The organism is Bradyrhizobium sp. 61, assembly GCF_023073075.1.
Taxonomy (GTDB): Bacteria; Pseudomonadota; Alphaproteobacteria; order Rhizobiales; family Xanthobacteraceae; genus Bradyrhizobium; species Bradyrhizobium barranii.
Genome location: NZ_JADPIU010000004.1, coordinates 1 through 13,100, shown reverse-complemented (window position 1 = coordinate 13,100; position 13,100 = coordinate 1). Strand labels below are relative to the sequence as shown.

Sequence of the window (13,100 nt, the reverse complement as noted above, 5' to 3'; positions counted from 1 at the left end):
CGCGACGCTCGACAACGGCCTGCTTGAGCGAGCGCAACCACGGACCAACGGGAAGCCCATGCTCCGACAATCGGTTCTTCCAGATGTTCACATGCGCCGACTCACGCAGCGCGAAAGCGAGGCAGGGCGTGCCGTGTTCGAGGATCGCGGCTGACACGCGATGTGTCGGTTCGTCGCAGACCGAGCGAAGGGCTGTGCCGCCACCTCGCGGTTCAGTTGTTACCAGGACAGCCTGACCATTCGCCATGGTTTGATATACCACCGTGGCAGTGCCGCTTCCATGTCGCATGGAGCCCCATAACCGCAGAGCGGCAGTGCCCCTGCGCGCCGAGGGGACTCACCCACGGTATTGCAACGTCGCGGCACCAGCACCAAGTGAACTGTGGGGGGCGAAATCGTTCCCGGAGCGAGACCGTGGCCAGCAAAAGGGTGGCAAACGAAGGGCTCCCGGTGATCGCGCACTTCGAGGTGCGCCGCCGCAACTACCTCGCGTCAGACGGCTCTATAGACCAGCCGCTCCCTGCGTTCGCCACCGATGCCAGCTGCTCGTCGGGCTTTATCGGGCCATGGTGCTCCTGCGACTTTTTGACAGAAAGGCCGTCGCATTGCAGCGTACCAGCCGGCTCGCGACCTATGCGGTTTCGCTCGGGCAGGAGGCGATGTCGGTCGGCATCGCCAGTGCAATGCCCGCACATTTGCTCCGGCTAGCGGCTGGGCATAGCCCTTGAACAAGGAAGAGATCGATCGCCCGGCTTGCAATTCACATCATCCCCTGTTGCCGACTTCGCGCAGATCAGGTCATTCATTGCCTTCAGCCTTAACCGGCGGCGTCTGCGCGCTCTGGACGATCTGGCTCAGCGACGCCAGCGCAGTCTTCAGCTCGTCAGGGATGGACGCGAGGTCGGTAATCTCCTCGAAGGCTTGAGCGACGCGCTCATTCGCTGATTTCTCGAACGGTTCGAAGCCTTGAGAGATGCGCGTTCCTACTCCAAGAACGTTGGAAGCGGCCATCGGCCCGAGCAAGAGAATTGCTGCTCCGATGATGCCGGTCTTGCGGATGCGAGCGATCGGCAGTTGCCGCACGAGGCGGTTATTTGTCATTGTCTTTACCTCCCGGCGTATAGGCTTGCATCATGCCGATCGTCGCGAACAATGGATAGATCGGGCGCCTACCATTAGGAGGTACTCAAGCAGACGCGCGTTTCTTGGGAGCTGCTCGCGGCGCAGAGCGCGGTGTGGCCAACGCAGCGTTCGCCGAAAGGCGGTCTTGCGTCAAGTACGCCGGTCTGTCAGCAGCAGTAGCTGCTACCGATCTACCCGAGCAAAATAGGTTCGGGATCAAACTTTGTCGTCTGAGAACGTGGCGGCTCTCGGGGATCGGTTGCTTACTTCAATTCTGAAATGGAGGAGTGGTTCGACCTGATCGTTCATCGCGCGAGCACCGGACTGGTCGCGCGACGGCCGTCATCGCGTTGTCGACCGTGTCGCCCACCAAGTCCAGGCTGGACGGCTCCGAGATTGGTCATCCAACAATGCGATTGGGCATGCCGACGATGGTAGCCGAGTGGTCATTTCGGCCCCACCATAGTCGGCAGCGGCTCAACCGCGCTCAAGTTTATTTCCATGGCAGCCTGTTCTTCGGAAAGCCGCTTTTCGAGATACTGCCGTTCAATCTCACTTAGATTCGTTTTGAGCAGGCGCCGATACCGATCAATATTGTTTCTATGGGTCCGTAAACGAGCAATTCTTTCTTCGGTCATCGTCCATCTCCCGACGGGCGTGGTCGCAATTACTTCCTTAAAAAGGGAAGAGTTGGCCATGAATAATGGCAGCCTAAGCAGTCTGGTCAAAATCATCTGAGCGCACTGGCGACAAATTCGGTCGCTGCAATCATTCTTTCGATTACAAGGTTAGTAGTGTCGTCTATCAAATCAAGCCCAGACGTGGCGCAAAGTGGGTAGGGACATATGGAGGGGCTGATAGCATTGGCCATTGGAGCTGGGGCCACTTACGGCTCATGCCTGTCCGCTATCTCGCGCGCGGCCAAGTTAAGCTCCAGCTCTCTGAGCTGCTCGATTAGCAGCTCTACGATCTCCTCGTAGTCAGACGGCGTCAACGAATGCACGCCGCGTATCGCCATCTGGTTCTTGAGGATCGTCGCCATCATGGCTTTAACGCTCATGGGCCTTCGTCCTAAAAATCTGATCGTTCTGAAATTCAATGTGAAGTAGACGCCAAAGATCGACGATACGCAAAGGGTTCCAAGTACGGAACGACCAACGGCGCACGTGCAAATGAGCCGAAGTGAAGCGAAAGCGAAACTTATTCGCAGCAAGCGCGGCATCGATTGTTGGTTCATCGTACCGAACACCCGAAAAATCGTTTTTTGATATAATGGTGATGACACTGACGCGAAAACAAAAAATAAGGTGGGAAAAGCATGGAAAAAATAGCGGGAGGGTCAGAGTGGAAACCGTACGGCGCTTGCGCGCGATGGCGTTGCTGTGCCGACAGAGCGCCGCGCATCATCCTGACAGAAGCCGGAAGCTGATCGCTGAGGCCGAGTACTGGGAGCATTTGGCGACTGCTGCACTCTCAAAGCATTTAAGGACTGCTCCGCTAACGCTGAGCATGATCTAACTGCTGCTGCTTAGTTCTTTGCTATTTGTCAGTTCATATTTCGGGGCAGGATAGGTCCGCTATCAATGGTAGATCGGACCTGCCGTATGCGGGCGCCGGAGGGCCGCTTTTGGGCCCAAAGCCGACATCCCACAAACGAAGATTATCCCGGCCGCGGTTAGCGTCGACCCAAACGGCTCGAGAAATCCGGCGACCGTCGCAGCCACTACATTCCCGAGAATTCCGCCTCGCCTTGCCAATCGCACCCGCCGCCGGATTGAGTGAAATTGCAGGTGTAGGTGCCCGGCCCTTTGACATCGTGTTTACCTGTGCCGCCTGTCCATTCAAACTTACCCTGCGCTACCGTCTCGAATGCGCCAGGCTCCTTGGGGGTGACCTTGGCGGTGCCTTCATAGGAAACGTAGGCAACATCGCCATTGGCAAAGTGACCTGTAATGTAGCCCTTGGTCGTGATATCCCGACCGATGACCTCCTCCTGCGCAGCTTGAGTGGCCCAGAAGTCGCCAAGGCGCGCAGAGCTGCTAGTCCCTTTATATGTCGTAGTCCTTTGTCTGAGTATATGACCGGGCTTGTCCAGAATCGTAGCGGTGAATTCGGATAGCAGCTGGTAATCTGAATTGCGGCCAGTGATCTTCTCGCCGGCATTTGCGGTCAGCCATAACGCCACGGACAAGACGCCTGAAGACACGATGGTGGTCATGGGAGATTCCATTTTCCCCTCCATGATTAGGTTATATTTGCTTTTCGCCAAGTCGAGCATCGGGCAGAGCTGGCAACATCCGTTATGCTGCCGCACACAGCTCCAGAAGCGAGTTGTGTGTGTGTGTGTGTGTGTGTGCGGGACCTCGACCGCCGTCACGATGCCGCCGTGCTCTCTCTCCTCCCTTTTGGTTGGTGATCGACCAGTGCTGGTTGTTGCGCCTCGGGCGGCGCCCGCGTTGGCCACCGATCCGTTGGGTGGACCCCACTCGGCGTACCGTCTTCAGCTCCGCATCACGCGATCAGAACAGAATGATTGTTCGAAAAGCTACATCGTTAAGTGATCGGACTGGGGGCAGCGGCATATCATCGCTCAAACTTGTATTACCGCAAGCGATGTAATCCGACAGGTACACTGTCCCAAGGTCGTATCACTGTCTCATCTGATCGTTTTCAGAACCGAAAAGCCTTATTGTTCAACTGGAATGCTTCCGCTCGTGGCACGAAGCTGCCAATCTGAGACGTCCGCTATATGGTCGCTTTCGGGAGGAAAGCGGACGTCGCGAGAACACTCATTTCGATAGCGCTTGACCCGAAGCAGTCATGGTCAGCAGCAGCGAAGAGGCTTGACGGCATGCAAAAAATGTCGGTCCATTTCGCCTTCGAAGCGGACCGATTGCTGCTCGTGAACGATCTTGATTTGAATCGAAGCTTTCGATTGCATGTGTCCACAAATTGCATATGCCCACAACAGGGGGAGTTGCATGCCGCACGATCCAAGGCTCGTGAAGGACGAGGACAAGATTGAGCAACTTCGAAGCACCATCCCGGATTGGATCAAGCATCTTGTGCGACCGAAAACGCCGTGCGTCACGCCGGCATTCGGGCCGTTGGAGGGCATCCGTGCGGTCGGCACCGGGCAGCTGATCGCTCAGCCCTATATCGGCACCAAGCTCGCAGAGTTCGGCGCTGAGGTAATCCACGTCGAGAAGCCGGGCGGCGACGTTTTCCGCTTCACCGCGCCGCAGTTGGTTCGCGGGCCGCGCCCCCACGGAGGCGATGAGGCCGAAGTCACGAAGAACAAGTTGTCCATGGGGCTCGATTTCAAGAAGACACGCGGTATCGAGCTGCTGATGGCGCTGTGGAAGATTTCCGACGTATGGATGGAATCGTCGGCACCCGGCACATGCGAACGTAACAGCATCACTAACGAGCTGGCGCTAGCGGTCAACCCGAGTCTCGTGATCGTGCGCGTTAGCACTTACGGTCAGTACGGAAAGCAGGAGTATCTCGGGCGACCGGGCTACGATGCAATCGCGCAGGCCTATGGAGGCATGATGAATTTGACCGGCGACCCCGCCGGTCCACCGCAGCGCGCGAAATCCTATACCGGCGACTATGTCACCGCGCTAACCGGCTGGGCAGCGACGATGATGGCGCTGTGGGAGGTGAAGAAGACCGGGCGCGGCCAGGTGATCGACCTCGCGCAGTTTGAAGCGGTCGCCCAGACCAATGGCAATACGCTTCCGATTTTTACCGGTGAGGGCGCGGTCTCCGGGCATACCGGCAACCGGCCGCCGGGCTTTCAACCCTACGACACGTTCAAATGCAGCGACGGCTGGGTCTTTATCGGTGCGCTCGGCGGCGCGATCTACGACCGGGTGCCGAGATTCCTCGGTCTTGACCCAGTCGAATACTGCTACAATGAGTGCTCGAAGGACGCCGCGGCGGTGAACTCCGAGAAGGGGCGCGAGCTCGACCGACGCTTGCGCGACTACTGTGCTGCACACACGGCGGTTGACGTTGAAGCCGCACTGAACGCGGCGCAGATAGGTTGCGCTCGCGTGTTCAACGTGCGCGACCAATACAACGACGAGCACTACGCAGCTCGTGATATGACTGTCCCGGTGCTCGATCGACAGTCGGGCGTGCCGATCCGAGTCTTCGGCGTCGTGCCGAAGATGTCGCTGACACCGGGGCGCATCTGGCGCGGCGCGCCGTCGATCGGCGACGATACCACTGACATCCTTTCGACGATGCTGGGCCTGTCGGCAGCCGAAATAGAGGGATTTTATAAGGAAGGCATCGTGCACCGAACGGAGCCGTTCGTAGCGCCACAGGTTGCGGCAGCCAATCCATAGGAACGTGAAGGCCCCATGAACGACCCAAGGATGCGCAACACCGGCTGTTCATGGCCTATCGCGACGATCTACGTCATGCAGGGCGAAATCTATTCCGATATGCCCTACGGCCAGCACGGCAGCGCTGAGTTCAGCGTGGAGATGCTCTTGAGGAACGCCCGAAATATTTCGTCTTCAACGGCTCCGTCGGGACGTTGTCGCGGCTTCACCCGCTGCAGGCCAAGGTCGGCGAAAAGGTCCGGATTTTCGTTGGCGTCGGCGAGCCGAACTGCACGCGTCGTTCCACGTCATTGGAGAAATCTTCGACAAGGTCTACGCGCTTGGCGAGCTCGAAACCGCGCCGCTTGAAGGAATTCAGACCGTCACCGTGCCCCCCGGGTCGGGGCCGTCATCACCGAATTCAAAACACAGGTGCCGGGCAAGTATACACTGGTCGATCATACCTCGCGCTAGCGGAGCGCGAACTACTTGGCATTCTAAGCGTCGAAGGTTCGCCAAAACCAGACCTCTACAACGGTCAGGTGATGCCGGGTTTGGGACATTGACGACACCCGCGGAGCTACGGTGCGGCGGGTGTTCAAACCCCTAACGGCGGAACTCAATCCAAAAAGGAGCGCATCCATCGAAGATCGGTCCAAATTGGCTGATTGGATTCTCGATCAAGTCGCTGACGCTGTCATCTATGCAAACCACTCTGGAGCCATCATACTCTGGAACCGCGCCTCTACCGCTTTGTTTGGCTATTCTGCGGAGGAGGCGCTCGACCAGAGCATCGATCTGATCATTCCCGAGCATCTGCGAACCGCACACTGGAGCGGCTTCGAAGCAGAATGACACGGGGCGCTCTAAAACTTCAGGGCCGGCCGACACTCACCCGCGCTCTGCACAAAAGCGGGCGCAAACTTTATGTCGAGATGACCTTTGCGATTGTCAAAGACGCCGAAAGTGAAGTGGTGCTAGGCGCGGTCGCCGTGGCACGCGACGTAACAGACCGCGTTGAACGCGAGCGCGCTGCAAGCCGCTCATCCTGAGCACTTGAGCGGGTCGAGCGAGGCCCTCCATTTTGAACGCAGATACCCGTGCTGGGTCCAACAGATTCCCCCGCGCAACAGTAAACGCCTTCGGTGGCGACTTCTGCATTTTGGCCCTAACGCGAAATTGCTCGGCGATCCGCCGAGGTCTGCTATCACTAGTGAAACGGACCCATCTGCCACGATTCTCAACCAGCGCTTTTGACCCTACTGGGGGCTTTGCCTTAAGCCGCCTCGGATGTCCACGCCGCTCGCATCTCGCCGTTTGGAACCGAAACATTTTCTAGCCTGAATGATTTACTCCCGGGGCTTCGCAAGATGCGAGGCATTCATGAACCCTCTCTCGGCGAGCGACGCGTTCCTTACGGTCGCGATCATGAGCGTCGCTTTCCTGACCGAGGTCGGGATTTTCATCCTGATTGGAGTGCTCTGAAAGGAGCGCGCGATCCAGGCCGCGCGCAGCAATGGGAACGTCTAGTTCTCCGGGAACTTGATGGTTGAGACCGGCCATCTTCCATCATGACCTTTGATCGAAATCCGAAGCCCGTGTAGTTCATCCAGCCAAACGTTCTCGACCGTGCCTGCCTTTCCGTCGGTAAGGACGACGGCTTTGCCGATCAATTCGGCTTGCGCCTCGCCGTACTCATTCAGAATATTTGACGCATGGACCTTCACCGATGGCATTGTTCATCCATGCTTGGCCGAGCCGTCTTTGGCTCAATGGCGTTTGGCTCAATGGCGAGACCTTTTCCAGTGCTCGGCACTGGGAACGATTGACGGTGAGCCTTCCTCCAATTCGCGGAGCCGGTGAATTTGCCTTTTGAATCTTGTTGGTAGTTCCGGCTCTGGTCTCACCGACGCGCGCAATCTCTCGCCGATCTCTCGAACGATGGCCCGGCTGTTTGTGTGGTCAATGTCGATGCGGTGGGGCATAACGAGCCTCCTTCGGGTAAGAAGCGGAGACCCAACGCATGCGCCTACCTCCCACAACTTTCACTTTGCGAGCACGACCGGGAATTCTGAACTGAACCGGAGACCGCCGCTTTTGGCTATCTGCGCGAGCGCTTGTTCTGAGAACAGCGGGTCTTTCGTAACGACCTTTGGCTATCTGCGACATGCGCCGTGTTGTTACCGGCGAGCGGCGGTCTCACGCTGCTAAAGTCCTGACCGGAGCTTTCGTTCCCAATTTTTGGTCGCGACGCCGTTCCGGACGGAATAGGGAAACAATTGGAGCGCCGGCCGACCTATTGAGGAACTTGCCGCGTGGAACAGATCCGGGCCCACTTCACCGCGCGCGAACGGATTGACGAGGATGCCTGCCGGACGGCGCGCAAGCGTGCGTTCCAAGGGCTAGGGTCAAACAGCGCTCTCGGAACCATTTATCGGCGTGTCCGGTTAGTTCGTGGGGTCGATGGAGGAACCATCGCCATGAGGATCGAATATCTTGCTGCAATTGCGGTAGCGGCCTTTGCCGTTGGTACTGGACTGGCGGTCCATTCTGTCGGCTCGCTGCCGCCCGATAAGCAATCCACGCCTGCCGTTGCCCAATTGGCGACCCGGCTAGTCGAGTCCGTGGATCCGTTCTTGCATCGGTCCGGGAGCTAACGGCCAGCGCAACTCAAAACGCCTTGGCGAGGCTGTCCTGCCGGGCATTCAGACGATCTGAGCACTGGCAGTCGCTGACTTCGTTCCCGCGCCACGGCGAATAGCCGAGCCGAAACGTCTGCCGCCTCGATTATTGCGAACGTGGACGACAATTGCATGTTTCCGCTTTTCGGAGCGCGTTTTGGGTGTCACCATGCTCGTCAAAGGACGGAAGGGCCGCCATGCGTTGGTGTGTCTCGGTCGGGGCGGTGCTTGTTGCGGGGACGATAGTCGGAGGTGACGTTGCTGGCATTGCCGCGCCGAGCCCGAAATCTCGATTCGCCGACACCAAACACAATGTATCATCCGTCAATGTCGAACTCGTTATCGCCGTCGACGTCTCCTATTCGATGGATATGGACGAACTTGCCATTCAGCGCGAGGGCTATGCACAGGCCATCGTGTCGAAAGACTTCCTTCAGGCGCTGAGGGCCGTTCCGGGCAGCAAGGTGGCCGTGACCTATTTCGAGTGGTCGATGTCAGGCGACGAGAAGATCATCATTCCCTGGCGCGTGATCGACGGCCCGGAATCGGCGGATGCGGTGGCCGCCGAGATCATGAAAACGCCGGTTCGCCGAGGTTCGAGTACCTCGATTTCCGGTGCGATTAATTTCGCACTGCAGCTGTTCGAAGAGAATCCGTATCGCGGGTTGCGGCGCGTCATCGACATTTCCGGCGATGGGCCGAACAACGACGGAGCCCCCGTAACCGGCGCGCGCGACGCTGCCCTGGAGAAAGGCATCATCATCAACGGCCTCCCGATCATGGTGAAGGAGCCATCCCTCTCGACGACCGATATCGAGAACCTCGATCTCTATTACGAGGACTGCGTGATCGGAGGGCCGGGCGCCTTCATCATGACGATCAAAGATCGCGAAAAATTCCAGGAAGCGATCCGGACCAAGCTTGTTCGCGAAGTTGCGGGCCTCACGCCAGAGAGCGGGATCGTCCCAGCCGCCGAGAAAGAGCCCCGGGTGCCCTGTCTGATCGGCGAAAAAAAATCGCAGGAGCGCGGCCGGTGGTGAGTGTCGAGACAATCATTCAGAGCCGCCGGACGAACAAACTTTAGACAGCAGTTTATCATGGTCGCAGCCCGACGCGCATTGGAGGTGCTAACGTCCGTTCGTGGCCCACACCGAAGAAATCCCGCGCTCGTCCAAATGGCGGCTGTCAAGGGTCGACCGGAAATGGCTGACGTATGGCCAAAACGACGCGACTGGCGAGCAGGTTTTGGAAACTGTGCCCCAGCAGGCCGTCGTCAGCATATATCGGGGCACAAGGAGATGCGATATGGCGACAGCAGCTACCCAAGTCGTTCTTGATACGCCGGCGGCGGTGTTCCAGCTTCCGGCCACCGACGGCAAGACTTACGCACTGGACGACGTTGCGGGCGAAAAAGGCACGGTCGTCGTCTTCATCTGCAACCATTGTCCCTATGTTAAAGCGGTTATCGACCGCATGGTCTCGGACGCCCGCGTGCTGATGTCGGAGAGCATAGGCTTTGCGGCGATTTGCTCGAACGATACGGCGAGCTATCCCGAAGACTCATTTGAGAATATGAAGCGTTTCGCGAAGGCTCATGATTTCCCGTTTCCATATCTCCACGACGAGACCCAGACAGTCGCTCGGGCGTATGGGGCGGTCTGTACGCCGGACTTCTTCGGTTACGATGCCGACCGCAAGCTCAAGTATCGCGGCCGGCTCGACGAAGGGCGCACAACTCCGCCTCGCGCGGGGGCGCCCCGAGAGCTTGTCGAGGCCATGCGCGCGATTGCGACCACCGGTCTGGCGCCGGCTGACCAAAAGGCGTCTATTGGCTGCTCGATCAAATGGAAGGACGAATGAAGCCGATCCCTGTCAACAGGTTGCGCATCTGAGACCGCCGCGTGCGGCGGCATTTGCTGCACATGTGCGATTTGACTAGCGGCATCACGAGGACCCTGCGGCTGCTGCCGGGGCCGCATTCGCCCCTCCTCCTTCAGGTCTGCTTCCGGGGCAAAACGGACATCAACCGGTGAGATAACCGGCTAAGTCAGTCGAAAATGACCCGAAGCGGTCGTCACGCGGCTGCGCGGCGCGCTGCTCGAAGGTCAATGGTCCGCCCGCGTGGGCTGGCGAACGTCCCCACGCCCGTCAGCGCGGTAAATGGTTGCCAGCCCTGAAGGCTGGGAAGTACGGTGGCGGAACAGGCTTATCTAGAGAAATGGGTCGAGACGGGGAGAAAAACGCATCATGATTTTACGCAGTTCTCTTTGCGCCGTGTGCCTGGCCGGCATCGTCGGCAGCGGCTGGGCGCAGGCCGGAACCAACGATATCCTGATCGGCCTCGACAGCAAGATCACCTATGGTCCCGAAGGGCAGATGAACGGCGCGCCGGGTAATGACGCTGTGCTGGTCCTGGATATCTCCGACCCCGCCAAACCCAAGATCCGCGCCAGCCTGCCGCTGGCGAATTCCCTGCTGGGCCCGCCAACCAACCTGCAGATCACACCAGACGGCAAGCTGGGCCTGGTCGCCAATTCCGTGGCTCACGTGCAGGACGGAAACTCCTGGAAGCCGGTCCCGGATGACCAACTGTACGTTATTGACCTCACCGCTGACCCGCCGAAATTGATAGACACGATTACTGTGGGGCGGCAGCCGTCCGGTCTGTCGATCTCCAGGAAGGGCGACCTTGCGTTGATCGCCAATCGAGACGGCAAGAGTGTCTCCGTTGTCTCGATCCAGGGCTTGACGGTCAAGACCGTAGGCGAGGTACCGCTGGAGCAACAGGCTGCCGCCGTTGTCATCGCACCCGATGGCAAGCGCGCCTTTGTCTGCCTGAACCTTGCGAACAAGATCGGCGTGTTGGCGATCGATGGGCAAAACGTGACCTACGACAAGTCGATGGACATTCCATCGGCATTCAATCCTTACAACATCGACATCACACCAGACGGCAAATACGCCATCGCCTCGAACACGGGCGCACAGAAGAACAACGCAGATGCCGAGGTGATCATCGAAGCGACCGGCCCACATCCCCACGTGGTCGACGTGATGACCCCTGGTACCGGACCGGAAGGCTTCGCCATCGCGCCGGATGGGAAGACCGCAGCCACCCCGCTGCTGCTCGGCACCTCGGCCAAGGACAGCGACTGGTTCAAGACCAAAGCCGGCGAACTCGTTCTGATGTCGATCGGCACCGACGGCAAGCTGACGGTGACTGCGCGTGCGCCGCTCGGCGGCCTGCCGGAGGGTATCGCTTACAGTCCGAACAGCGACTACCTGTATGTGGCCAACTATTTCGAGAAGGACCTGCAGGTGTTTCAGCTCGCCAGCGGCAAGCTGACTGAGGTAGGGCCCAGGCTGAAGCTGCCAGGCCAGCCGGCGTCGATGCGCGCGCCAGCGCGGTAGGCATGCGTCCCCTTTCCGCGGACTTGGTCCGCGGAAAGCACTTCCGCCCTCACGCCTTCCGGTTCCAATGTACTCTTAAAAGGAGCGCCGCGAGCGTGCTTTTGTGTGTCTGGTCTTGGCCCGACGGCGAAGAGGTTCGGGAAACCGCATAGGTCCGCTGCATCGGGCAGACCGGACATCGGCGGCGTAGCCTTCGACCGGCGCTCCTGACCCATCTGCGACATTGGGCAGCACTCAAGAAAGTCCATGATCTCACTTGATCGGCGGAATGGTTCGCCCAGGCGGCGTTGTCCTGAGCCTACGCGCTTATGTTCAACTTCCGCAGCACGTCAGCGATGAGTTGCTTCACGTCCTGATGGCCACCGTTGTTGAAGGTGATGCGCGTGCCTTGTCCGTCGGGCAGTGGTGTGGCGGTCACGATCCTATCCGTGTTGATGACGATGGGCTGATCGTCCGGTTGCGCGAACTGCACGAATGCCATGAAAGATGGATCCTGTCTGTTGGGCGCGCGAGCCGCGCGCGGCGCCCCGAAACCTGCGACGCGCGGGCGTCAAGGTCAAGCCTGCGTACCGAAAACGTAAAGGCGAGGCGCTTCAAATGGCTTGCGGCCTTTGTGCCCGCTCCACCCGACGCGCCGCCTCGCTTCCCGGTGAGGGCAGCACTCATCTACGCGGTTGCGGAATGACCGCTGTTGGCCCTTTGAGAAATGCCGACGAACGCTGAAATGGTCCGCTAACTCGTGGAAGAGCGGAAGTGATCGGGGTCTGGTCGAAGCGTCGTGAATGCCGAGTAGGCCCGGGGAATTTCACCCCGAGCCCCTCACAGAACCGGACTTGACACTCTCGCGTCATCCGGCTCGTGCCACCGCGCGAAGGCTACCTCCTTCCACTGAACATCGGGCTCCTCCCGTTGCCGGTTGACCCAAGCCAAATGGCGATGGCCCGCTCCCTTCGCTCCGCCGGCATTACACCAGCTTCATCGAGCAGTCCGCCCCTGCCCGGCGCATCGGTACTTTCGGCCTCGCGGTTGGAGCCGCTTGCGCCTTTTCCCTTGGCATCGCCGATCAGGTTCTCACGTTCCGTACAAGAGCCTGGTTGAGCTTCGCGCCGCTTACATGCCGGAGCCGCTTGGGCCGTTCAGGATACCTCCCAAGCTGATCCCGGAGGAAGGGTCCCCCCCGGTGTTGACATCGCCTAATCCGCTTTCGACACTTCCGCAGCGGTTCGCTTGCGCTCGCCTCTCTCAACCTTGCCTGCCGGAATCTTGTCCCGCAACGTTCACCACCATCGCTTTTGACGACAGCAGCTCGCGGCGGCTTGAGATCAACGCCTGATTGCCGACCTCGAAGGGCCCTCCTTCATGTCTCGTACAGTTGCGCACCGTCGTACTCAGACGGCGTTCGTGACACACGACCCTGAACGGACATGGGCCTAGCCAGACATCGGCACATAATTATGCTATGTAGGCATTCAAGTTCCCCGAGCACGGGGTGATAGGTCAGGACGTACGCCTCATTTCGCGATGTGCCGGCATATTTCCTGGCAGCCCC

The 13,100-nt window shown here is 59.0% G+C and carries 12 protein-coding genes; 6 read left to right on the top strand and 6 right to left on the bottom strand.

Annotation, left to right across the window (positions count from 1 at the left end; all coding sequences use genetic code 11):
- Nucleotides 1-798: 798 nt before the first annotated feature.
- The 4 genes from IVB46_RS01280 to IVB46_RS01265 form a co-directional block, all read right to left on the bottom strand.
- Complete coding sequence (locus IVB46_RS01280) at nucleotides 799-1,083, bottom strand: hypothetical protein (RefSeq protein ID WP_247341714.1); 285 nt, start codon at nucleotides 1,081-1,083, stop codon at nucleotides 799-801.
- Between the two features lie 485 nt (nucleotides 1,084-1,568).
- On the bottom strand, nucleotides 1,569-1,760 hold the full coding sequence (locus IVB46_RS01275) for a hypothetical protein (RefSeq protein ID WP_247341711.1): 192 nt from the start codon (nucleotides 1,758-1,760) through the stop codon (nucleotides 1,569-1,571).
- Between the two features lie 248 nt (nucleotides 1,761-2,008).
- The gene (locus tag IVB46_RS01270; protein WP_247341708.1) at nucleotides 2,009-2,182 is read right to left on the bottom strand and encodes a hypothetical protein; all 174 of its coding nucleotides are present in this window, start codon (nucleotides 2,180-2,182) and stop codon (nucleotides 2,009-2,011) included.
- A gap of 663 nt (nucleotides 2,183-2,845) precedes the next feature.
- Nucleotides 2,846-3,340 (bottom strand): hypothetical protein, encoded by a 495-nt coding sequence (locus IVB46_RS01265; RefSeq protein WP_247341705.1) that lies wholly within the window; start codon nucleotides 3,338-3,340, stop codon nucleotides 2,846-2,848.
- A 763-nt stretch (nucleotides 3,341-4,103) separates the two neighbouring features.
- Here IVB46_RS01265 and IVB46_RS01260 point away from each other — a divergent pair.
- From IVB46_RS01260 to IVB46_RS01250, 3 genes are all read left to right on the top strand, one after another.
- Nucleotides 4,104-5,480 (top strand): CoA transferase, encoded by a 1,377-nt coding sequence (locus IVB46_RS01260; RefSeq protein WP_247341701.1) that lies wholly within the window; start codon nucleotides 4,104-4,106, stop codon nucleotides 5,478-5,480.
- Between the two features lie 564 nt (nucleotides 5,481-6,044).
- A complete protein-coding gene (locus IVB46_RS01255; RefSeq protein WP_247341698.1) occupies nucleotides 6,045-6,314 on the top strand; it encodes a PAS domain S-box protein in 270 nt (89 codons plus the stop codon).
- On the top strand, nucleotides 6,311-6,511 hold the full coding sequence (locus IVB46_RS01250) for a PAS domain S-box protein (RefSeq protein ID WP_247341695.1): 201 nt from the start codon (nucleotides 6,311-6,313) through the stop codon (nucleotides 6,509-6,511). Before IVB46_RS01255 ends, IVB46_RS01250 begins: the two co-directional genes overlap by 4 nt.
- Nucleotides 6,512-6,985: 474 nt before the next feature.
- Here the strand turns inward: IVB46_RS01250 and IVB46_RS01245 are convergent, their stop codons facing one another.
- The gene (locus IVB46_RS01245) at nucleotides 6,986-7,195 is read right to left on the bottom strand and encodes a PRC-barrel domain-containing protein (RefSeq protein ID WP_247341691.1); all 210 of its coding nucleotides are present in this window, start codon (nucleotides 7,193-7,195) and stop codon (nucleotides 6,986-6,988) included.
- 1,142 nt (nucleotides 7,196-8,337) lie between these two features.
- On the opposite strand from IVB46_RS01245, the gene IVB46_RS01240 reads away from it, so the two are divergent.
- From IVB46_RS01240 to IVB46_RS01230, 3 genes are all read left to right on the top strand, one after another.
- Nucleotides 8,338-9,180, top strand: a complete 843-nt coding sequence (locus IVB46_RS01240) for a DUF1194 domain-containing protein (RefSeq protein WP_247341717.1) — start codon at nucleotides 8,338-8,340, stop codon at nucleotides 9,178-9,180.
- A gap of 265 nt (nucleotides 9,181-9,445) precedes the next feature.
- Nucleotides 9,446-10,000, top strand: coding sequence for a thioredoxin family protein (locus tag IVB46_RS01235; protein ID WP_247341688.1), 555 nt, complete (start codon nucleotides 9,446-9,448; stop codon nucleotides 9,998-10,000).
- A 387-nt stretch (nucleotides 10,001-10,387) separates the two neighbouring features.
- Nucleotides 10,388-11,551, top strand: coding sequence for a YncE family protein (locus IVB46_RS01230; protein WP_247341686.1), 1,164 nt, complete (start codon nucleotides 10,388-10,390; stop codon nucleotides 11,549-11,551).
- Nucleotides 11,552-11,849: 298 nt separating this feature from the next.
- Here the strand turns inward: IVB46_RS01230 and IVB46_RS01225 are convergent, their stop codons facing one another.
- Entirely contained in the window at nucleotides 11,850-12,032 is a 183-nt protein-coding gene (locus tag IVB46_RS01225; RefSeq protein WP_247341681.1) for a hypothetical protein, read from the bottom strand.
- Between the last annotated feature and the right edge of the window lie 1,068 nt (nucleotides 12,033-13,100).

Bases quoted from the DNA above. Each gene is read 5' to 3' on its own strand.
- IVB46_RS01275 (WP_247341711.1), bottom strand. From the start codon at position 1,760: ATGACCGAAGAAAGAATTGCTCGTTTACGGACCCATAGAAACAATATT.
- IVB46_RS01270 (WP_247341708.1), bottom strand. From the start codon at position 2,182: ATGAGCGTTAAAGCCATGATGGCGACGATCCTCAAGAACCAGATGGCG.
- IVB46_RS01265 (WP_247341705.1), bottom strand. From the start codon at position 3,340: ATGACCACCATCGTGTCTTCAGGCGTCTTGTCCGTGGCGTTATGGCTG.
- IVB46_RS01260 (WP_247341701.1), top strand. From the start codon at position 4,104: ATGCCGCACGATCCAAGGCTCGTGAAGGACGAGGACAAGATTGAGCAA.
- IVB46_RS01250 (WP_247341695.1), top strand. From the start codon at position 6,311: ATGACACGGGGCGCTCTAAAACTTCAGGGCCGGCCGACACTCACCCGC.
- IVB46_RS01245 (WP_247341691.1), bottom strand. From the start codon at position 7,195: ATGCCATCGGTGAAGGTCCATGCGTCAAATATTCTGAATGAGTACGGC.
- IVB46_RS01240 (WP_247341717.1), top strand. From the start codon at position 8,338: ATGCGTTGGTGTGTCTCGGTCGGGGCGGTGCTTGTTGCGGGGACGATA.
- IVB46_RS01235 (WP_247341688.1), top strand. From the start codon at position 9,446: ATGGCGACAGCAGCTACCCAAGTCGTTCTTGATACGCCGGCGGCGGTG.
- IVB46_RS01230 (WP_247341686.1), top strand. From the start codon at position 10,388: ATGATTTTACGCAGTTCTCTTTGCGCCGTGTGCCTGGCCGGCATCGTC.
- IVB46_RS01225 (WP_247341681.1), bottom strand. From the start codon at position 12,032: ATGGCATTCGTGCAGTTCGCGCAACCGGACGATCAGCCCATCGTCATC.